19 protein-coding genes are annotated in these 20,452 nt (G+C 66.2%); 11 read left to right on the top strand and 8 right to left on the bottom strand.

Annotated elements, in window-relative coordinates; all coding sequences use genetic code 11:
• Positions 1 to 9 precede the first annotated feature (9 nt).
• Complete coding sequence (locus EPO41_RS24545; protein ID WP_296331144.1) at positions 10 to 975, top strand: tripartite tricarboxylate transporter substrate binding protein; 966 nt, start codon at positions 10 to 12, stop codon at positions 973 to 975.
• A gap of 9 nt (positions 976 to 984) precedes the next feature.
• On the opposite strand, the gene EPO41_RS24540 is transcribed toward EPO41_RS24545, so the two are convergent.
• The 4 genes from EPO41_RS24540 to EPO41_RS24525 all read right to left on the bottom strand — a co-directional run bounded on the left by EPO41_RS24540 (position 985) and on the right by EPO41_RS24525 (position 4,509).
• Positions 985 to 2,517 carry a DHA2 family efflux MFS transporter permease subunit gene (locus tag EPO41_RS24540; protein ID WP_296331142.1) on the bottom strand — a complete coding sequence of 511 codons (1,533 nt, stop codon included), beginning with the start codon at positions 2,515 to 2,517 and terminating at the stop codon, positions 985 to 987.
• Positions 2,518 to 2,594: 77 nt separating this feature from the next.
• Complete coding sequence (locus tag EPO41_RS24535) at positions 2,595 to 3,713, bottom strand: HlyD family secretion protein (protein ID WP_296331139.1); 1,119 nt, start codon at positions 3,711 to 3,713, stop codon at positions 2,595 to 2,597.
• Positions 3,706 to 4,173, bottom strand: a complete 468-nt coding sequence (locus EPO41_RS24530) for a MarR family transcriptional regulator (RefSeq protein ID WP_296331137.1) — start codon at positions 4,171 to 4,173, stop codon at positions 3,706 to 3,708. Before EPO41_RS24530 ends, EPO41_RS24535 begins: the two co-directional genes overlap by 8 nt.
• Positions 4,174 to 4,308: 135 nt before the next feature.
• Positions 4,309 to 4,509, bottom strand: a complete 201-nt coding sequence (locus EPO41_RS24525) for a heavy metal-associated domain-containing protein (RefSeq protein ID WP_296331134.1) — start codon at positions 4,507 to 4,509, stop codon at positions 4,309 to 4,311.
• 70 nt (positions 4,510 to 4,579) lie between these two features.
• Here EPO41_RS24525 and trpD point away from each other — a divergent pair, with 70 nt between their 5' ends.
• From trpD to lexA, 5 genes are all read left to right on the top strand, one after another.
• Complete coding sequence (gene trpD / locus EPO41_RS24520; RefSeq protein ID WP_296331329.1) at positions 4,580 to 5,593, top strand: anthranilate phosphoribosyltransferase; 1,014 nt, start codon at positions 4,580 to 4,582, stop codon at positions 5,591 to 5,593.
• Entirely contained in the window at positions 5,590 to 6,390 is an 801-nt protein-coding gene (gene trpC / locus EPO41_RS24515) for an indole-3-glycerol phosphate synthase TrpC (protein ID WP_296331132.1), read from the top strand. Before trpD ends, trpC begins: the two co-directional genes overlap by 4 nt.
• Positions 6,387 to 6,860: a cyclic pyranopterin monophosphate synthase MoaC gene (gene moaC, locus EPO41_RS24510; protein WP_296331129.1), complete on the top strand. Its 474-nt coding sequence runs from the start codon at positions 6,387 to 6,389 to the stop codon at positions 6,858 to 6,860. The genes trpC and moaC overlap by 4 nt, the downstream gene beginning before the upstream one ends.
• 94 nt (positions 6,861 to 6,954) lie before the next feature.
• Positions 6,955 to 8,169: a gephyrin-like molybdotransferase Glp gene (gene glp, locus EPO41_RS24505; protein ID WP_296331125.1), complete on the top strand. Its 1,215-nt coding sequence runs from the start codon at positions 6,955 to 6,957 to the stop codon at positions 8,167 to 8,169.
• Positions 8,170 to 8,288: 119 nt separating this feature from the next.
• Complete coding sequence (gene lexA, locus EPO41_RS24500; protein ID WP_296331123.1) at positions 8,289 to 9,038, top strand: transcriptional repressor LexA; 750 nt, start codon at positions 8,289 to 8,291, stop codon at positions 9,036 to 9,038.
• A 2-nt stretch (positions 9,039 to 9,040) separates the two neighbouring features.
• On the opposite strand, the gene EPO41_RS24495 is transcribed toward lexA, so the two are convergent.
• Complete coding sequence (locus EPO41_RS24495; RefSeq protein WP_296331121.1) at positions 9,041 to 11,170, bottom strand: ComEC/Rec2 family competence protein; 2,130 nt, start codon at positions 11,168 to 11,170, stop codon at positions 9,041 to 9,043.
• Positions 11,171 to 11,254: 84 nt separating this feature from the next.
• On the opposite strand from EPO41_RS24495, the gene gltX reads away from it, so the two are divergent.
• From gltX to EPO41_RS24470, 5 genes are all read left to right on the top strand, one after another.
• On the top strand, positions 11,255 to 12,658 hold the full coding sequence (gene gltX / locus EPO41_RS24490) for a glutamate--tRNA ligase (RefSeq protein WP_296331118.1): 1,404 nt from the start codon (positions 11,255 to 11,257) through the stop codon (positions 12,656 to 12,658).
• A gap of 14 nt (positions 12,659 to 12,672) precedes the next feature.
• Positions 12,673 to 14,370, top strand: a complete 1,698-nt coding sequence (locus EPO41_RS24485; protein ID WP_296331115.1) for a glutamine--tRNA ligase/YqeY domain fusion protein — start codon at positions 12,673 to 12,675, stop codon at positions 14,368 to 14,370.
• A gap of 82 nt (positions 14,371 to 14,452) precedes the next feature.
• Positions 14,453 to 15,352: a DMT family transporter gene (locus EPO41_RS24480; RefSeq protein WP_296331112.1), complete on the top strand. Its 900-nt coding sequence runs from the start codon at positions 14,453 to 14,455 to the stop codon at positions 15,350 to 15,352.
• A gap of 121 nt (positions 15,353 to 15,473) precedes the next feature.
• Positions 15,474 to 16,772, top strand: coding sequence for a citrate synthase (gene gltA / locus EPO41_RS24475; RefSeq protein ID WP_295136877.1), 1,299 nt, complete (start codon positions 15,474 to 15,476; stop codon positions 16,770 to 16,772).
• A 31-nt stretch (positions 16,773 to 16,803) separates the two neighbouring features.
• Positions 16,804 to 17,007, top strand: coding sequence for a hypothetical protein (locus tag EPO41_RS24470; RefSeq protein ID WP_296331109.1), 204 nt, complete (start codon positions 16,804 to 16,806; stop codon positions 17,005 to 17,007).
• Between the two features lie 144 nt (positions 17,008 to 17,151).
• Here the strand turns inward: EPO41_RS24470 and gloA are convergent, their stop codons facing one another.
• Genes gloA through bamA form a run of 3 tightly spaced genes read right to left on the bottom strand, consistent with a single transcriptional unit; the run spans position 17,152 to position 20,381 of the window.
• Entirely contained in the window at positions 17,152 to 17,562 is a 411-nt protein-coding gene (gloA, locus tag EPO41_RS24465) for a lactoylglutathione lyase (RefSeq protein ID WP_363247489.1), read from the bottom strand.
• Between the two features lie 24 nt (positions 17,563 to 17,586).
• On the bottom strand, positions 17,587 to 18,063 hold the full coding sequence (gene fabZ / locus EPO41_RS24460) for a 3-hydroxyacyl-ACP dehydratase FabZ (RefSeq protein WP_296331104.1): 477 nt from the start codon (positions 18,061 to 18,063) through the stop codon (positions 17,587 to 17,589).
• A 17-nt stretch (positions 18,064 to 18,080) separates the two neighbouring features.
• Positions 18,081 to 20,381, bottom strand: coding sequence for an outer membrane protein assembly factor BamA (gene bamA / locus EPO41_RS24455; protein WP_296331101.1), 2,301 nt, complete (start codon positions 20,379 to 20,381; stop codon positions 18,081 to 18,083).
• Between the last annotated feature and the right edge of the window lie 71 nt (positions 20,382 to 20,452).

Here is a 20,452-nt window from a genome sequence, read left to right as displayed (position 1 = left end):
GGAAACGCCATGATCGATCGCCGCACGCTTTTTCTCTCGCTTGCGGCGACCGCCGCGTCTCCTGAAGCTTTCGCACAGGCGTGGCCGGCCAAGCCGATCCGCATCATCGTGCCCTTCCCGGCCGGCCAGGCGACCGACATCCTGGCGCGCATGATGGCCGACCAGCTCACCAGGGCGCTGGGGCAACAGGTGATCGCCGAGAATCGCCCCGGTGCCGGTGGGCAGATCGGCGCCGATGTCGCGGCCAAGGCGGCACCCGATGGCTACACCCTGCTGATGGTGACGATCTCCACGCACGGGATCAGCCCGGCGCTCTATCCGAAGCTGCCCTACGATCCGCAGAAGGATTTCGCGCCAATCGCCAACATCGGCCTGACGCCGCAGGTGCTGATGACCAGCCTGAAGAGCGGCATCAACTCGATCTCGGACCTCGTCGCCAAGGCGAAGGCCGGCGCCGATCTCAACTACGGCTCCTCCGGCAACGGCTCGGCCAGCCATCTCGCGGTCGAGATGCTGAAGAGCGCCGCCGGTATCAAGCTCACGCACGTGCCGTTCAAGGGCAATGCCGAGGCCCAGCTGGCGCTGCAGAGCGGCGACATCCAGCTCCTTTCGGATGCCGTGCCCGGCGCGGTCGGGCCGGTGAGGTCCGGCAAGGTGAAGGCGATCGGCATCGCCGACGAGCGTCGTTCGCCCTTCCTGCCCGACCTGCCCACCGTCGCCGAACAGGGCATCCAAGGCGTCGTCGCCGTGGGCTGGATCGGTCTCTCCGCGCCCGCGAAGACGCCCGAGCCGATCCTCGACAGACTGAGCGCCGAGGTCATGCGCATCCTCAAGGATCCCGCGGTGCTGGAGAAGATGAAGAGCCTGTCCTTCGTCCCGGCCAAGGAATCGCGCCAGGAGTTCGAGGCCTACATCGCCATCGAGAACACCAAATGGCGCAAGATCATCCAGGATGCGGGTGTGAAGATCGAGTAGCGCGCCACACTACTCCAGCACCGCGTGCCCCGCGCCGCCCGGCCCCTTGGCCTTGCGCAGCAGCAGGATCAGCGGCAGTGCCAGCAACGCCACCAGCATCATCAACTTGAAGTCGTTGGCGTAGGCCACGACGGCCGCCTGCTTCGTCACTTCCGCATTGAGCGCCGCGCGGCCGACGGTGGTCGCCATGTTCCAGAACTGCGCCGGCCCGCTCAGGGCAAGCGCGTCGTTGAACGGCGTCACCTGCCCCGCCAGCTCGGCATGAACGAGCTGCGTGTTGCGCGTCAGCAGGAAGATCACCAGCGAGATGCCGATGCTGGAGCCGATGTTGCGCATCAGGCTGTAGAGCGCGGTGCCCTGGGTGCGCAGGTGCCCGGGCAGGGTCGCGAAGGTGATGGTCGAGAGCGGCACGAACATGAAGCCCAGCCCCATGCCCTGCAGCACGCCGGTGCGGATCAGGGTCCACTCGGACACGTTCGGCGTGAAACCCGTCATCTCCCACAGCACAGCCGCGGTGATCAGCAGGCCGGCGCCCAGCAGCAAGCGCGGATCGACCCGGTTGATCATGCGGCCCACGATCATCATGGCCAGCATGGTGCCCATGCCGCGTGGCGCCAGAATGAGACCCGCCGTGACAACCGGATAGCCCATCAGGTTCTGCAGATAGGGGGTGATCAGTGCCAGCGAGGCCAGCAGGATGATGCCGACCACGAAGATGAAGCAGAGTCCGACCGAAAAATTGCGGTCCTTGAAGATGCTCGGGTCGATGAAGGGCTGCTTCACCGTGAAGGTCTGGACGAGGAACAGGTAGAAGGCGAGCGCGGCCAACACGGCCTCGACTACGATCTCGGTCGAGGAGAACCAGTCGATCTGCTCGCCGCGGTCGAGCATCATCTGGAACGAGCCGATCGCGATGCTGAGCATCAGGAAGCCGAACCAGTCGAACGAATCGCGACGGGTCTCCGTCTCCTCCAGGTAGGCCGAGAGGCCAAGGAAGGTGACCAGGCCGATCGGCACGTTGATGTAGAAGACCCAGCGCCAGTTGTAGGCTTCGGTCAGCCAGCCGCCCAGGGTCGGACCGAGGATGGGCCCCACCATGACGCCCATGCCCCACATCGCCATCGCCGAGCCGTGCTTTTCCTTCGGGTAGGAATCGAGCAGCACGGCCTGCGACAGCGGCACCAGCGAGGCTCCGAACAGGCCCTGCATCAGCCGAAACAGCACCATCTCCGGCAGCGACGTGGCGATGCCGCACAGCACGGACGCAGCCGTGAAACCCACGACGGCGATCTGGAACAGCCGCTTGCGCCCGAGCCGGGCCTCGAGGAAGCCGGTCACGGGCGTCGCAATGGCGGCGGCCACGATGTACGAGGTCAGCACCCAGTTGATCTGGTCCGTCGTCGCGGACAGCGAGCCCTGCATGTAGGGCAGCGCCACGTTGGCGATGGTCGTGTCCAGCGCCTGCATGATCGTCGCCAGCATGACGCAGAGCGTCAGCGGGACAATGTGTTGCGGGAGAGACTTGTTGGATGAAGTGGTCATTGCTGGGAGCGCGCCACTCCAGTGGCGCTCTTCTCATTGTTTGAAGCACATGAGCGCCACTGGAGTGGCGCGCTCCATCAAAAGCCGCTGAACAGGTCGCGAAGCTGGCGGTGATGGCCGGTGTCGATCTCGACATAGGCGCTCATGCCGGTGCGCAGCGGCGGCGCGCCCTGGGGCATCTCGACGTTGAGGCGGATCGGCACCCGCTGCACGACCTTCACCCAGTTGCCGGTGGCATTCTGCGCCGGCAGCACCGAAAACTCCGCACCCGTCGCCGGTGCCAGGCTGGTGACGGTCGCCTGCCACTCCCGGCCAGGATAGGCGTCGATCGAGACCGTCGCCTTGTCGCCCGGCTTCAGGTTCGCGAGGTCGGACTCCTTGGGGTTGGCCTCGACCCAGACGTCCTGTGTCGAGACGAGGCTGAAGGCCGGCTGTGCGGCGGGGAGGTACTCGCCGGGCAGCAGCGCGTCGACGTTGGTCACGATGCCGGGCATGGGCGCCACAACGGTCGTGCGGGTGAGATCGCGTCGTGCCTTGTCGACCTGCGCCTGCGCGGCGAGATAGTTCGGGTTCTGCTCGATCGGCGCATCGGCGCGGCCGCCGAGCTGCGCCAGGGCCGCCTCGGCATCGTGCTGGGCCACGAGCAGCCGCTCGCGCGCCGTATCGAGGTCGCGCTTGGCCTGGTCGTAGGTCGCCTGGGCCGAGACGCCGCGCTTCAGCAGGTCCTGCTGGCGCTGCGCGGCGGTCTCGTAGAAGCCTATATCTGTTTTCGCCTGCTCGATCTGCGCCAGCTTCTGGCGGTAGGTGGCCTGTTGCGTCACGATTTGGTTGCGCACGGTGCCGAGATTGGCCTCGGCGCCGGCCAGCGCGATCCTGAACGGCTCCTGGTCGAGCGTGAACAGGACCTGGCCCTTCTCCACCTTCTGACTCTCATGCACGTCGACCTTGGCCACGATGCCGGAAACGTCGGTCGCCACGGTGAGCTTGCCGGCATGGACGTAGGCATTGTCGGTCGACACGTAACGGCCGCCCGTCATGTAGGCGAACAGGCTACCGGCCAGGACCACGGCGGGCCCCAGCACCAGCAGGATGCGCCGCAGGTTGCGCGGCCTGGGCCTCGGCTCGGCATTCGCACCGGCCGGGCCAGAAACCTCGTCTGCCAGATCGCTCCGACGGAAAGAACTCCTGTTAGCCATCGTTTGTACTCCTCGTGCCGGCCGGCGTGGACGCCCGGGCCAGCAGATTCGACTTCATGCGACTGAGCAGGGTGAAAAGCTGGTCGCGCTCCGCTTCGGCCACGCCCTCCAACGCCTCGGCACGGGTGGCGGCTCCGATGGTGAAAATGTCGGCCAGCAGCGGATGGGCCTTTTCGGACAGGTAAAGCTGACGGATGCGCCGGTCGGTCGCATGCGCCCGGCGCTCCACGAAGCCCGCCTCCTCCAGCCGGTCGAGCAGCCGGGTCAAGGTGATCGGCTCGACTTCGAGGATGTCCGCCAACCCGCTCTGCTGGATTCCCTCGTTGCGGGCGAGATGCGCCAGGACCTGACACTGCGAGCGCGTGAGCCCCAGGCCGCGCGCATTCTGCTCGAAGCGCTTCCGCATCAGGCGGGCAACGTCATGCAGGAGGAATCCGAGATTTCGTTCGGGCAGTTCCATGAGCCTATCTCTTAAGTTTACTCAAGATAAGCTCGCTTATTATTTTGGCAAGGTCTGCCGACAGATAGATTCCTGAATCGAAAATATGACTATAAATCAGCCTGTTACGACTGATTCCTCATATGATCGGACGCCTTAGGGCGCGACCCCGAAGCCGGCGCGCTGGATCGCCTTGGTGATTGCGGGAACGTCGGCGCCTTCGGGGAGACGCATCTCCCCGCTCTTGAGGTCGACGGAAAGCGGCGCGGTGCCGGCGCCGGTGGCGGCGCGCGTGACGGCCTTTACGCAGCCGTCGCAATCCATGCCGGTGACCTTGAGGATGAGTTCTTGTGCCATGTGATATAGCTTCGCGCCCGCCGGCCGAACCGGCAAGAGGCAAAGTACGGGGTTCTGGGTGAGCGGCGACATCGACGATTTTCGCGGCCTTCTGGCCAAGGTGGGTAACGGCGAGACCCTGGGCATCGACGAGGCGGAGCGCGCCTTCGACATCATGACCTCGGGCGACGCGACGCCGGCCCAGATGGGCGCCTTCCTGATGGGCCTCAAGGTGCGCGGCGAGACGGCTGAGGAGCTGGCCGGCGGCTCGCGGGCGCTCCGGGCCAAGGTCCTGCGCGTGAAGGCCCCTGAGGGCACGATCGACATCGTGGGCACTGGCGGCGACCATCACGGCACCTACAACGTCTCCTCCTGCTCGGCCTTCGTCGTGGCGGGCGCCGGCGTGCCCGTGGCCAAGCACGGCAACCGGGCCTTCACCTCCAAATCAGGCGCGGCCGACGTGCTGTCGGCGCTGGGCATCGGCCTCGAAGTGCCGATCGAAAAGCTCGAGAAGGCGCTGGTCGAAGCCAAGGTCTGCTTCCTGATGGCCCCGCGCCACCACAGCGCCATGCGCAACGTCGCCGGCCCCCGGGTCGAGCTGGCGCCCTCGCGCACCATCTTCAACCTGCTGGGGCCGATGTCGAACCCCGCCCTGGTGAAGCGCCAGCTCGTGGGCGTATTCGACCGCCGGTGGCTGAAGCCGGTGGCGCAGGCGCTGGGCCAGCTCGGGCTGGAGCGCGCTTTGGTCGTGCATGGACAGGACGGCATGGACGAGCTCACCACGACCACGGCGAGCTGGGCCGCCTCGCTCGAGAACGGCAAGGTGACCGAGATCGAGATTGCGCCTGAGGAGATCGGCGTGAAGCGTGCGACCCTGGACGAACTCAAGGGGGGCGACGCGGCGCATAATGCCGAGGCGATCCACGCGCTGCTGGGCGGCGAAAAGAACGCCTTCCGCGATATCGTCCTGTTGAACAGCGCCGCCGCGCTCATGGTCGCCGGCAAGGCGCGTGACCTGAAGGAAGGCGCGGCCATGGCCGTCCAATCGATCGATAGCGGCAAGGCCAGGGATGCGCTGGCGACATTGAAGAGGATTTGCGCATGAGCGACACGCTCGACAGGATCGTTGCCGACAAGAAGCGCCACGTGGCCGGGCGCATGTCGCAACGATCGCTCAGGGTCGTCGAGAACCTGGCCCGGGACACCGATTCGCCGCGCGGTTTCGCCAGGGCTCTCAAGGCCACGATCGCCGATGGGCGCTACGGACTGATCGCCGAGATCAAGAAGGCCTCGCCCAGCAAGGGCCTGATCCGCGAGGATTTCGACCCGCCTTCCCTCGCCCGCTCCTATGAGCGCGGAGGCGCGACCTGCCTCTCGATCCTGACCGACCAGCCCTACTTCCAGGGTAAGGACGAGTTCCTGACGCAAGCGCGCGCGGCGGTGAAGCTGCCGGTCTTGCGCAAGGATTTCATGATCGATCCCTACCAGGTGCCGGAGGCCCGTGCGCTGGGCGCCGACTGCATCCTGCTGATCATGGCCTGCCTCGACGACGCGATGGCCGCCGAGCTGGCGAAGCTCGCGCACAAATGGGGCATGGACGTTCTGGTCGAGGTGCATGACGCCGCCGAACTCGAACGCGCCCTCCAGGTCGACGCCGATCTCATCGGCGTCAACAACCGCAACCTCAAGACGCTCGCCGTCGATCTCGCGACGACCGAGAAGCTCGCGCCGCTGGTGCCGAAGGATCGCGTTCTTGTGGCCGAGAGTGGCCTCGGCTCTCCCGCCGATCTGGCGCGCATGGCCCGGGTCGGCGCCTCGGCGTTCCTGATCGGCGAGAGCTTCATGCGCAAGCCCGACGTCGAGGCGGCGGTGCGCGAGATCCTGGTCCAGCAGGCGGCATGAGCGACCTCACCCACTTCGATGACTCGGGCAACGCCCACATGGTCGATGTCGGCGGCAAGGATGTGACCGAGCGGGTCGCGACGGCGCGCGCCACCATCGTCATGCAGCCGGCGACCCTGAAGCTGATCCGCGACAAGAAGGCCGCCAAGGGCGATGTGCTTACCGTGGCGCAGCTTGCCGGCATCATGGCCGCCAAGAAGACGCCCGACCTCATTCCCCTCTGTCATCCGCTCGCGCTGTCGTCCGTCGCGGTGGTCCTGACGCTCGACGAAGCGCGCAACGCCGTCGATATCGAGGCGACCTGCAAGCTGAAGGGCCGCACCGGCGTCGAGATGGAAGCGCTGACGGCGGCCTCCGTCGCCGCCCTCACCGTGTACGACATGTGCAAGGCAGTCGACCGCGGGATGGTGATCTCGGAGGTGAAGCTCCTCCACAAGTCCGGCGGCAAGTCGGGGACATGGAATGTCTGATCATTGGAGCGCGCAACTCCAGTTGCGCTCATGTCCCTACACCTCGACGATAGCTTGAGCGCCACTGGAGTGGCGCGCTCCAATGAGGCGACAAATGCTCTCCGTTCGTGATGCCCACGCCCGCGTGATCGCGGCGTTCGCGCCCCTCCCCTCGGAGACGGTCTCCGTCGCCGATGCTGCGGGTCGCGTGCTGGCGGTGTCGCCGCAGGCGCGGCTCACGCAGCCGCCGGCGGATCTCTCGGCCATGGACGGTTATGCCGTGCGAGCCGCCGACGTGCCGGCCGCGCCGGCGACGCTCAACCTCGTCGGCCAGGCGCCGGCCGGCGGATCCTACGATCAGGCGCTTCGGCCCGGAGAGGCCGTGCGCATCTTCACCGGCGGCCCGCTGCCGATGGGCGCCGATTCGATCGTGATCCAGGAAGACACGAAAGCCGACGGCACGAAGATCACCATCCTCGAGGCGCCGCGGCTGGGCCGGCACGTGCGCAAGGCCGGGCTCGATTTCTCCACGGGCGACATGCCGTTGAAGGCGGGCCGGACCCTCACCACGCGCGATCTCGCCCTGGCGGCCGCGATGAACCACCCCTGGCTCTCTGTCCACCGCAAACCACGGGTCGCCATCCTCTCGACCGGCGACGAGCTCGTGATGCCGGGCGAGCCGGTCGGGCGCAACCAGATCGTCTCCTCTTCCGGCATCGCCGTGGCGGCGCTGGTGCGCGGCTGGGGCGGCGAGCCGACGCTGTTCGACATCGCCCGCGACGACGCCAAGCTGATCGAAAGCTGTATCGAATCCGGCGCACAGCACGACCTGCTGATCACGTTGGGGGGCGCCTCGGTCGGCGACCACGATCTGGTGCAGAGCGCGCTGAAGGCCCAGGGCTTCGACATGGGTTTCTGGAAGATCGCCATGCGCCCGGGCAAGCCGCTGATGTTCGCCGCTCGCGCTCGCGCCCGAGTCCTCGGCCTGCCGGGCAACCCGGTCTCGACCATGGTTTGTGCCCTGCTGTTCCTGAAGCCCGCCCTGGAGCGGATGCTCGGGCAATCCGGCGAGCTGGTGCGCACCCAGCCCGCCCGCCTCGCGGTCGACGTGAAGCAGAACGACCAGCGCGAGGACTATGTCCGTGCACGCCTCGCCCGCGCGTCCGACGGCACCCTCACCGTCGATCCCCACCCGGTGCAGGACAGTTCGATGCTGTCGGTCCTGGCCGCTTGCGATGGCCTCATGATCCGCCCGCCCCACGACCCCGCGCGCAAGGCCGGCGACACGGTGCAGGTCGTCGATCTCCAGGGCCTGCCGGGCGGGTACTGATCCTGCATTTTCCCCACTTCTCCTCGGGATAACTTGACCGGAAGGCGGAACCAAACTAGAACATGTGCCGGGTTTCAGGATTTGTTCCTAAATCCGGTAGGCGTTCTGGGGAGAAGACGGTGCTAACCCGCAAGCAAAACGAACTGCTCCTGTTCATCAACAAGCGGCTCAACGACGATGGCGTGTCGCCCTCCTTCGACGAGATGAAGGAAGCGCTGCGGCTGAAGTCGAAGTCCGGTATCCACCGCCTGATCACCGGCCTCGAGGAGCGTGGCTTCCTGCGCCGCCTGCCGCATCGTGCGCGCGCACTGCAGGTCGTGAAGCTGCCCGAGAGCGCCGCCCTGCCTGCACCCAATGTCACCCCGTTGCTCGCCGAGGCTCGCCGCGCGGGCTTCTCCGAAGGCCGCGAGGGCTTCGTGCCCCAGATCGTGCGCGCCGATCGCGTGCCGCTCGCCGGCGCCATCCAGGCCGCCAACGAAGCGCAGGCGCTCAGCCTTCCCCTCTACGGCCGGATTGCCGCAGGTACGCCGATCGAGGCACTGCGCGACAATTCGACGACCGTCGACGTGCCCGTCTCGCTGCTGGGCTCCGGCGCCCACTACTGTCTCGAAGTCCAGGGCGACTCGATGATCGAGGCCGGAATCCAGAACGGTGACATCGCCATCATCAAGAGTTCAGACACTGCCGAGTCCGGCGAGATCGTCGTCGCGCTGATCGACGATACCGAGGCGACCCTGAAGCGGCTGCGCAAGAAGGGTGCTTCGATCGCCCTCGAACCCGCCAATGCCGCCTACGAGACCCGCATCTTCGGGCCCGACCGGGTAAAGATCCAGGGCCGCCTCGCCGGCCTCTACCGGCGCTATCACTGATCTCAGGCGCCGGGTGCCTTGACCGGCGCTGTCTGCCGCATCGAGCTGTTGGGGACCCAGGGCCGGTCGCCGCGACGGGCGTTGGCGGTTTCGCGTCGCACACCGAGATCGTCGAGCCACAAAGCGTGGGCGCCGTCCTTCCAGGCATCGCGCCGGTCGATCACCAGCCGCGGCCCGCGACAGCGCGCCTGGGCATCGACGGTCGACAGCACGATGTCGGCCGAGCCGCAGGCTTCGGCCAGGCGTTTCTCGTCACTCACCAGCGCGACGCGCCACGGTCCCTTGCGCCATCGGCAGAGGCCGGTGTTGCAGCCCAGGCCGGACGCCTGCTCGTCGGCGCTCACGGTCCAGCGCCTTGCCCCCTCCTGCCCCTGCCGGCGCGCCCAGGCGTCGGTTACGTAGCGATCCACGCGGGCCGAGGCGACATGCACCACGCCGCGCTCGTCGCGCAGGCCCAGCACGCGGCCGTCCTCGCTCATCAGCAGGTCAGGCGCCGGCGGCGGCCCCAGCATCAGGCCGATCGCTGCGACCGGGATTCCGGCATAGCGCCATCGGCGCCGCCAGAGGCAGAGCCACAGGCCCCCGACGGTCAACAGCCACAGGCTGGTGCCGGGCAGCGACGGCACCAGCATCGCGGCATCGGGCCACGCCGCGACATGGAAGGCGATGGCGTTCAGGCCGTCGACCCCCCAGCCCATCGGCACCAGCGCCACGGCCTCCAGCCCGAACGGCATCAGCAGCATGGCGAGCAGGCCCCAGGGCATGATCCAGAAGCCTGTCAGGGGAACTCCCAGCAGGTTGGCGACGACGCCGAGCAGCGACAGGCGGTTGAAGTGATAGGCGGCGAAGGCGCCCGTCGCGATCGAGGCGATCAGCGTCGTGATCAGGCTTGCGCCCAGCGCGGCCGCGAGCCGCCATATCCAGCGGTGGCGGGAGATTTCGGCCCGCTCGTGCAGGCGACGGCGCCAGGGTGCCGCCGATTCCCAGCCCGCGATCAGCGCGACGACGGCCGCGAACGACATCTGGAAGGACGCACCGGTCAGCGATTCCGGCGCGATGACGAGCACGATGACGGCGGACCAGGCGACGAGGCGCAGCGACAGCGCCGTACGGTCGAGCAGGATGGCGAGCAGCGCAAAGGCGGCCATGGCGCACGCGCGTTGCGCCGGCACCGGCGCCCCCGCCAGTGCCGTGTAGAAGATCGCGGCCATCAGCGCGAGCACGGCCGCCACCTTCTTGGCATCGATGCGAAGGGCGAGCGGAGGGATGAGCGCGATGCCGTAGCGCACGAGGCCCATCACGAGGCCGACTGCAAAGACGATGTGCAGTCCGGAGATCGACAGGATATGCGCCAGGCCGGAATCGCGCATGGCCTGCGCCACGTCCTTGTCGACCGCCGTCTGCTCGCCGACCAGCAACGAGGCGACCACGCCGCCCGCCGGGCCCGGCAGGACATGAAGGATGCGGGCGGCGAGGTCGGCACGCAGCGAGTCGATCGTGCGCACGAACCCGTCGGGCCTGCCGCGTTCGATCACGGTTGCCGGCGCGAGCGCGTAGCCGACCGCGCCGAGCTGCTGATACCAGGCGACCCTCTGGAAATCGAAGGCGCCGGGCGCCGCGGGACCGGCCGGCGGCGACAGGTTCGCGAGAACGAGCAGGCGGTCCCCGATCACCAGCGGCGGTGCCCCGCGGTTCAAGGTCACGCGAACCTTCGCCGGCATCAGCTCGGGTGGCGGCACGCCGTTGCCCTTCAGACGGACGGCTTCGAGCACGACCCGAACACCCTCGGGCAGACGCTGGATGTCGGCGACCCTGCCCTCGACGTTGAGGCTGAACAGCGGCCGGGTCAGCGTCGGCGCGGTGAGGCTGGCGGTACGCCAGGCCACGAGTCCGAGGCCGGACGAGGCAGCGACGGCGCCGATGGCCAAGGCGCGCGCGGGACTGCCGGCCGGCGCGAAGACAGCGATGACCAAAGATCCCGCCGCCAGTGCCGGGCCCAGCCAGAGGGCCGGCTCGCTCGGCAGCTCGTAGTAGATGGCGATGCCCAAACCGAGCGCCACGGGGAGCCACAGCACCCACCGGCCGCGCTCGGCGTCCAGTTGTTCGAGGATCCAGGCGCGCAGGTTTGACACTAACCGGACGCTCCCCTACCTACGGCGCGCTTTTCCGCCCAAAATGCGGCAAAACCCGCGCTTACCGAGCATGATCCCAGGCCGATGACCGTCGTTACCCGCTTCGCCCCCTCGCCCACCGGCTACCTGCACATCGGCGGCGCCCGCACGGCCCTGTTCAACTGGCTGTTCGCCAGGCATCACGGCGGAAAGTACCTGCTGCGCATCGAGGATACCGACCGCGCACGCTCGACCGAGCCGGCGATCGCCGCGATCCTGGACGGCCTGTCGTGGCTCGGCCTGCCGTGGGACGGTGAGGTCACCTACCAGTTCTCGCGCGCCGCCCGCCATGCCGAGGTCGCGCTGGAGATGCTGGCCAAGGGGCACGCCTATCACTGCTATGCCTCGCCGCAGGAGCTCGACGAGATGCGGGCGGCACAGAAGGCCGCCGGCAAGCCCATGCGCTACGACGGCCGCTGGCGCGAGCGCGACCCGAAGGAAGCACCCGCCGGCGTGATGCCGGTCGTGCGCCTGAAGGCGCCGCAGATCGGCCAGACGGTCATCAAGGACGCCGTGCAGGGCGAGGTCACGGTCGAGAACGCGCAGCTCGACGACATGATCCTGCTGCGCGCCGACGGCACGCCGACCTACATGCTGGCCGTCGTCGTCGATGACCACGACATGGGTGTCACGCACGTGATCCGCGGCGACGATCATCTGAACAACGCCTTCCGCCAGCTGCAGATCATCCGCGCCATGGGATGGCCCGAGCCGGTCTATGCCCATATCCCGCTGATCCACGGACCCGACGGCGCCAAGCTCAGCAAGCGTCACGGCGCGCTGGGCGTCGATGCCTATCGCGACATGGGCTTCCTGCCGGCCGCGCTGCGCAACTACCTGCTGCGGCTGGGCTGGGGCCACGGCGACGACGAGATCATCTCGACGGCGCAGGCGATCGAATGGTTCGACCTCGACGGCGTCGGCCGCTCGGCCTCGCGTTTCGACATGGCGAAGCTGACCAATCTCAACGCGCATTACCTTCGCGAAACGCCGGACGCCGAGCTGCTGCCGCTGGTGCTGCCGCGCATCGAGGAGAAGCTCGGCACCGTCGATGCCGCTGGCCGCGAGCGCATCGTGCGCGGCCTCTCCGGCGTGAAGCAGCGCGCGCGCACCCTGATCGAACTCGCGGACAGTCTTGTCTTCTACGCCCGCGCTGGCGCGCCGCCGATCGCCGACGACAAGGCCCGGGCGCTGCTGACACCCGACGCCCGTGCCGTGATGGCGAAGCTCGCGCCGGCGCTGGAGCCGCAGGCGAGCGACTGGAGCGAAAAGGCGCTCGAAGAAGCCGTGCGTGAGTTCGCCGAGGCGAACGGGCTGAAGCTCGGCCAGGTCGCCCAGCCGCTCCGCGTCGCGCTGACCGGCTCGACCGCCTCGCCCGGCATCTTCGAAGTGCTGGCCGTGCTGGGGCCCGCCGAGAGCAAGGTTCGTTTGCTGGCGGCCGCCGCTTGAACGGGAGACAGGTAATGGATGACAAGAAGCCGATGCCGGAGGCCGCGGCGAACGAAGAGGCGCGGGATTTCATTCGTGACCTGGTTCAGTCGGATCTCGCCAGCGGAAAAGTGCAGAGCGTCGTCACGCGCTTTCCGCCGGAGCCGAACGGCTACCTCCATCTCGGCCACGCAAAGTCGATCTGCCTGAATTTCGGAATTGCGACCGAAACCGGCGGCCGCTGCCACCTTCGCTTCGACGATACCAACCCCGTGAAGGAAGAGCAGGAATATATCGACGCCATCAAGCGGGACGTACATTGGCTCGGCTTCGACTGGGGCGAACACCTGTACCATGCGTCGGACTATTTCCAGACGCTGTACGACTGGGCCGAGCACCTCATTCGCGCCGGCCTCGCCTATGTCGACGACACGCCGCCCGACGAGATGCGGGCAATGCGTGGCACGCTGACCGAACCGGGACGCGCCTCGCCGGATCGCGACCGCTCGGTGGAAACGAATCTCGGTCTGTTTCGCGACATGCGCGCCGGCAAGTTTCCCAACGGCGCCTGCGTGCTGCGCGCAAAGATCGACCTTGCGTCCGGCAACATGAACCTGCGCGACCCCGTCCTGTATCGCATCCTGCACGCGTCTCACCCGCGCACCGGCACTGAGTGGTGCATCTACCCGACCTATGATTTCGCACATGGCCAGTCCGACGCCCTGGAACATGTGACGCACTCGCTTTGCACCCTGGAGTTCTCGGACCATCGTCCCCTCTACGACTGGTTCCTCGACCACTTGCCGGTGCCGGCGCGGCCGCGCCAGACCGAATTCGCCCGCCTCAATATCGGCTACACCGTCCTTTCCAAGCGCCACCTGACGGATCTGGTACGGCGCGGCATCGTGAGCGGCTGGGACGATCCCCGCATGCCGACGCTGGCAGGCCTGCGTCGCCGCGGCGTGCCGCCGAAGGCGATCCGCGACTTCGTTCGGCGCATCGGCATGTCCAAGGCCAACAGCGTCGTCGACCTCGCCATGCTCGATCACGCGATCCGCGACCATCTCAATCAGGTGGCGCATCGGCGCATGGCGGTCCTGCGGCCGCTCAAGCTCGTGATCGAGAACTTTCCCGAAAACCATGTCGAAGAGCTGGAGGCCGTCAACCATCCGGGGGATCCGGCCGCCGGCACGCGCACCCTTCGCTTCGGCCGGGAAATCTTCGTCGAGCGCGACGACTTCATGGAGAATCCGTCGAACAAATTCTTCCGGCTGGCGGTCGGACGAGAGGTCAGGTTGCGCTACGCCTATCTCGTCACCTGCCGCGAGGTGGTCAAGGACGCCGGCGGCAACGTGGTCGAACTGCGCTGCACCTACGATCCCGCGAGCCGCGGCGGCAACGCGCCGGACGGTCGAAAGGTAAAGGCCACGCTGCACTGGGTGTCCGCCCGGGATGCACTTCCCGCCGAAGTCCGGTTGTACAGCACGCTCTTCAACCGCCCTGACCCGGGCGCCGGTGGCGATCTCGATGCCGACCTGAATCCAGGCTCGCTCGAAGTCCTGTCCGGCGCGCTGCTGGAGCCCTCATTGGCAGAGACATCTGAAGGGGAAGCCGTGCAGTTCGAGCGACTGGGCTATTTCTGCCCGGACCTCGCGAGCCGGCCGACGGCTCTGGTGTTCAACCGCACGATCGAGTTGCGGGACACCTGGGCAAAGGTGCAGGTCCAGAACTAGGAGTAGCGCTGCCGCGGGACGAAGCGCGATTGCTGGCGGCCGCCGGATAGATCAGCCGCCGTCCGACCGGCAGGCTGCCGTCATGAGCTTGCGGATCTGGATCTGGTTGCTGTCGTTGTCCGTCCTGTGGGGCGGCTCGTTCTTCTTCGCCAAGGTGGCTCTGGCCGAACTGGCGCCGCTCACGGTGGTGTTCTGCCGCGTGGCGCTCGCCGCGCTGGCGCTCAATCTCGCACTCGCCGCGACGGGCAGAAATCTGTTCCGGGCCGAGGCGCCGTTCCGCTGCTACGCGGCCATGGGGTTCCTGAACAACCTCATCCCGTTCGGCCTCATTTTCTGGGGGCAGACGCAGATCGAGTCCGGGCTCGCGTCGATCCTCAACGCGACGACGCCGCTCTTCACCCTGCTCGTTGCGCATTTCATCGCCCATGACGAACGGATCGGCGGCCTGAAGCTCGCCGCGCTCGTGATCGGGATCGGCGGCGTCGCGGTGCTCATGGGACCGGAGGCGATCGGCAGCAGCCGGGGGATCGCGGGCCAGATCGCCTGCCTCGGCGCCGCCCTCTCCTACGCCTTCGCCGGTGTCTACGGCCGGCGCTTCGCGACGATGGGCGTGGCGCCTCTCGAGGCGGCAGCCGGACAGGTCACAGCGAGCGCCATGTTGATTCTGCCGGTCATGCTGATCGTCGACCGGCCATGGCTGCTTCCGGCCCCGCCCGGTGCGACGACATTGGCTGCGCTCGCAAGCCTGGCGCTCCTCTCGACCGCCCTCGCATACGTCCTGTATTTCCGCATTCTTGCAGTCGCCGGTGCGACGAACCTTCTACTGGTTACGTTCCTGATACCGGTCACTGCGATCCTGCTCGGCGCCCTGGTTCTGGGCGAGCGGCTGGCGCCGCGGCACTTCGCGGGCATGACCCTGATCGGCCTCTCGCTGACCGCGATCGACGGCCGGATCAGGCGTTTTCTACGCCTCGCGAAATAGCCGCCCGGCTGTTCAATTGCGCCTTCTTTAGGGGCTTGTTAGGGTGCCGCCGAACCGGCGAACGGCATCCTGCGGGGTGCGCGCGCCTTGCTTGAATCGAGCCTGGAAAAGAGTTCACCCGATGGCCAAATCGACCGCGACGCTGACCGACAACGAAACCGGCAAAACCTACGAGATGCCGATCATCCACGGCACACTCGGACCGCGCCTGGTGGACGTTCGCAAGTTCTACGGCGACTCCGGCATGTTCACCTACGATCCGGGCTTCACCTCGACCGGCTCGTGCGGCTCAAAGATCACCTACATCGACGGCGACGAGGGCCTCCTGCTCCATCGAGGCTACAACATCGCCGAACTCGCCGAGCAGAGCGACTTCATGGAAGTCGCCTACCTGCTGATGAAGGGTGATCTGCCGAACAAGGCTCAGAAGGACAAGTTCGTTCGCGACATCACGAACCACACGATGGTTCATGAGCAGCTGAGCCAGTTCTATCGCGGCTTCCGCCGCGACGCCCATCCGATGGCGATCTGCTGTGGTGTCGTCGGCGCCCTCTCCGCCTTCTATCACGACTCGCTCGATATCCACGATCCGCACCAGCGGATGGTCGCCTCCTACCGCCTGGTCGCCAAGATGCCGACCATCGCGGCGATGGCCTACAAGTATTCGGTCGGTCAGCCGTTCGTGTATCCGCGCAACGACCTCTCCTATGCCGCCAACTTCCTGCGCATGATGTTCTCCGTTCCGGCCGAGGAGTACGAGGTCAACCCGATCGTCGAGAAGGCGATGGATCGCATCCTCATGCTCCATGCCGACCACGAGCAGAATGCCTCGACCTCGACGGTCCGCCTCGCCGGCTCGTCGGGCGCCAACCCGTTCGCCTGCATCGCCGCTGGCATCGCCTCGCTGTGGGGCCCGAGCCATGGTGGCGCCAACGAGGCCGTCATCAACATGCTGCACGAGATCGGCGGCAAGCAGAACATCCCGGGTTTCCTGTCCCGCGTTAAGGACAAGGCCGACCACACCCGCCTGATGGGCTTCGGCCATCGCGTCTACAAGAACTACGATCCGCGCGCCAAGGTGATGCGCCAGACCTGCCATGAGGTCCTGACCTCGCTCGGCATAACCCACGACCCGCTGCTCGAGCTGGCCATGGAAATGGAGCAGATCGCGCTGAAGGACGACTACTTCGTCTCCAAGAAGCTCTACCCGAACGTCGACTTCTACTCGGGCATCATTTTCCGCGCGATCGGCATCCCGACGTCGATGTTCACCGTTCTCTTCGCGGTGGCGCGCACGGTCGGCTGGATTTCGCAGTGGAACGAGATGATCGAGGATCCCGACCAGAAGATCGGTCGTCCCCGCCAGCTCTACAACGGCCAGACCGAGCGCCCCTACAAGCCACTCCACATGCGGGGCTGAAATCGCTGTCCGGGAGGGAAGCGAGAAGCACATGGCAAGATCATCGTTCGGGCCGCGCCAGGGGGAAACATCCTGGGCGGCCACCCAGACACCGAGGGTCCAGCCGCGCATCGTGCGGGTGGGCCGTCCTGCCAATGACAATTTCCGTCGCCGCGGCGTGCGGACGTGGGTTCTCCTCGCCGGGCTTGCCGGCGCGGCGCTGGCCCTGATGGCCGCGAACTGGCGGTTCTTCTAGGACCGGGTGGTCCGAACGATTTAAGGCCCGCGATGCGGGCCTTTTTTGTGGCTTGAGATTCGTGTGGTCGTTCTGCCTTTGGCGCTCTCGGACACTGCCTCCGGCAATGTCCTGTCGCTCCCGGGGCTGAGCTTCGCTCAGCCCTCAGCCCTTCCTCTCGATCAGCTCGATCTTGTAGCCGTCCGGATCTTCGACGAAAGCGATGACGGTCGTGCCGAACTTCACGGGACCGGCGGGACGGGTGACCTTGCCACCGGCCTTCGTGACATCCTCGCAGAGCTTGTAGACGTCAGGCACTCCGATCGCGAGATGGCCGAAGCCGGTGCCGAGTTCGTACGGCTTCGCCTGGTCCCAATTGTGGGTCAGTTCGACGACGCAGTGCTCCGGCTCGTCGCCATAGCCCACGAATGCCAGGCTGTACTTGCCGTCCGGCACGTCGCGCTTGCGCAGCAGCTTCATGCCCATCGGGCCGGTGTAGAAGGCAAGAGACTTGTCGAGATCCATGACGCGGATCATCGTGTGCAGCATACGGAAATTGGACTGGGTATCGGGCATCATCCCCTCCCTGCTCGTTGGCGGTCAGCGGTCCCGGATCATGGCGGCAAATGTCGCTTCGGCTGCGACCCTGCCCTCGACGATCGCCTTGCCCGAGAACTTCCAGACATTGGCGCGGCTCTGCACCTTCGTGACGTGCAGTTCGAGGCGGTCGCCCGGCACGACCGGACGGCGGAACCTCACACCGTCGATCGACATGAAATAGACCAGCTTGCCTTCCGACCCGGCCCCGAACGTCGAGACCACGAGGACACATGCCGTCTGCGCCATCGCCTCCACGACAAGGACACCCGGCATGACCGGCTCGGACGGAAAATGCCCCTGGAAGAACGGCTCGTTGATCGTGACGTTCTTGATGCCCACAGCGCTGCGGTCGAGCTGCATGTCGATCACCCGATCGACCATGAGCATCGGGTAGCGGTGCGGGATCATCTCCAGGATCCGCTTGATGTCCACGGAGGTCGCCGCGGCAGCGGTCGTGTTCTCGATTTGGGCGTTCATGACCGTGGCCTCTCCGCTCAGAAGCGCGTGCCGAAGCTGAAACGTATGGCCTGCTGCTTGTCCCACGACTCATACTGAAGGGGTATCGCATAGTCGATCCGGATGGGTCCGAAGGGCGATACCCATTGAATGCCGACACCGGTCGAAACGCGCATCAGCTGGCTGGTCAGCACGGATGCCAGGCCATAGCTCTGCGCCTGAACCCCCCATAGAGATCCGACGTCCACGAAGGCCTTGCCGAGAAGGCCCACTTCCTTGGGAATGAGCGGCAATGGATACGAAAGCTCCGTCGTGCCCGTGTAGTAGAACTGGCCGCCGAGCGAATCGGTCGTATTGGCATCGCGGGGACCGATACCGCCGACCGTGAAGCCGCGCATCGTGTCGCCACCGATGAAGAACAGATTGTTCAGTCGGATATAGGAATTGTTGAACGGGAAGATCACGCCCGCCGAACCGCCCACGGAGATCACCACGTCCTCGAACAGCGACCTGTAGTAGACGGCGTCAGCCGTGGTGCGGATATATTGCTCGGTGCCGATCAGGCCGGCGGCTGCAATCGAGTTACGGACCATCCAGCCCTTGGTCGTGTTGAGGCGCTGGTCGCGCGTATCCCAGATGATGGTCTCGGAGAGCTCCGAGACGACCTGCGTGCCCTGGTTTTGCTGGATGATGTACGATGCCCAAGGCTGGACGTTGTAGATGTCGGTCTGCCGCAGCGTGTAGCGCACGAGCTGGCGGATATCCTCGGAATAGGCCCAGCCGGCGCGCAGGGCGAAGCCGACGCTGCGGTCACTGTAGCTCGCGATCGACTGGCGATCGTTCGACGTCCTGAAGAGATCGAAACCCGCGGAGATCTGGCGGTCCATGAAGTAGGGCTCGGTGAAGCCCAGATCGATCGAGGTGCTCAGCGTGCCGATAGACAGGCCGAGGCGGGCCTCCTGGCCCTTGCCGAGCAGGTTGCGTTCCTTGACCGAAATATCGCCGACGACGCCCGCCGTGGTCGAGTATCCCGCGCCGAACGAGATTTCGCCGGTGCTCTGCTCGACGACCTGCACCTCGAGGTTGGTCTTGTCCGGCGCCGAGCCGGGCGCCGCCGAGACGTCGACCTTCTCGAAGAAGCCGAGGTTGCGAAGGCGTTGCTGGCTGCGGCGGACCTTGGCGGTGCTGAACGCATCACCCTCGGCGAGACGAAATTCGCGGCGGATCACCTTGTCGAGCGTTCTCGTGTTGCCCGAGATGTTGATGCGTTCGACATAGACGCGCGGCCCCTCCTGGACATCGAACGTCACGTCGACGGTGTTGTTGTCCTTGTTGCGCCGGATGTTGGGGCGGACCTCGACGAACGCATAGCCCAGAGAGCCGACCGCTTCCTGGATATTCGAGACCGACTTCTCCACGGCGTCGGCATCGAACCAGTCCCCTTCCGCGATCGTCAGGAAGGACTTCAGCACGTCGACGTTGAGGCCCTGGAAACGGCTCGTCACGTCGACCTTGCCGAACTTGTAGCGATCGCCTTCGCTGATCGTGAAGGTGATGAAGAAGCCCTCGCGATTTGGCGCGAGTTCGGCGACCGCCGAAACGACGCGGAAGTCGGCATAGCCTTCGGACAGGTAGAACTTGCGCAGCAGTTCGCGATCGAGGTTCAGGCGGTCGGGATCGAATCGGTCATCCGATGTCAGGAACCGCCACCACGCGCCCTCCGTCGTGCGGATCTTGCCCCTCAGCGTGCCGTCGCCGAAGGCCTCGTTGCCGACGAAGCTGATGCGCTTCACGCTCGTGACGTCGCCTTCGTTGATCTCGAAGACAAGGTCGACGCGGCCCTGCTCCAGATTGATGATCTTGGGCTCGACCGACGCATTGTAGCGACCGCTGCGCCGATAGATGGTCAGGATGCGATCGACGTCGGCCTGCACCCGCGCGCGCGTATAGACCTGGCGCGGCTTCGACTGCACTTCGTCGCGCAGCTTGTCGTCGTCGATCTTCTTGTTTCCCTCGAAGGCGACGCGATTGATGATCGGGTTTTCCACGACCTTCACGACCAGGGTCGAGCCCTGCATCTCGATCGTCACATCGGAGAACAGTCCCGTGGCGAAGAGCGCCTTCAGCGAGCGATCCGCCGCAGCCGCGTCGAACGGCTCGCCGACCTTCAGCTGAAGGTACGAGCGGATCGTCTCCACTTCGGAGCGGACGTTGCCCTGGATCTGGATACCGGCAATCGTGCCGCCGCCCGCAGCCACGGCACCACCGCGCTGGGCGTATGCCGGCGTGTTGAAGGCGAGAATTGCGACAATGGCCAGTACGGCCCAACGAAAGATCAAACTTCCCCCCGGCGCCTGTCAAACCTGCCGATGGTCAAGAACGTGAACGCAGCTTTCTAGACCGGCGAGGG

This window comes from Reyranella sp. (assembly GCF_004297265.1).
In the GTDB taxonomy this organism is placed as follows: domain Bacteria; phylum Pseudomonadota; class Alphaproteobacteria; order Reyranellales; family Reyranellaceae; genus Reyranella.
The sequence above is the reverse complement of the archived record's forward strand: the minus strand, read 5'-3'. Positions and strand labels throughout refer to the sequence as shown.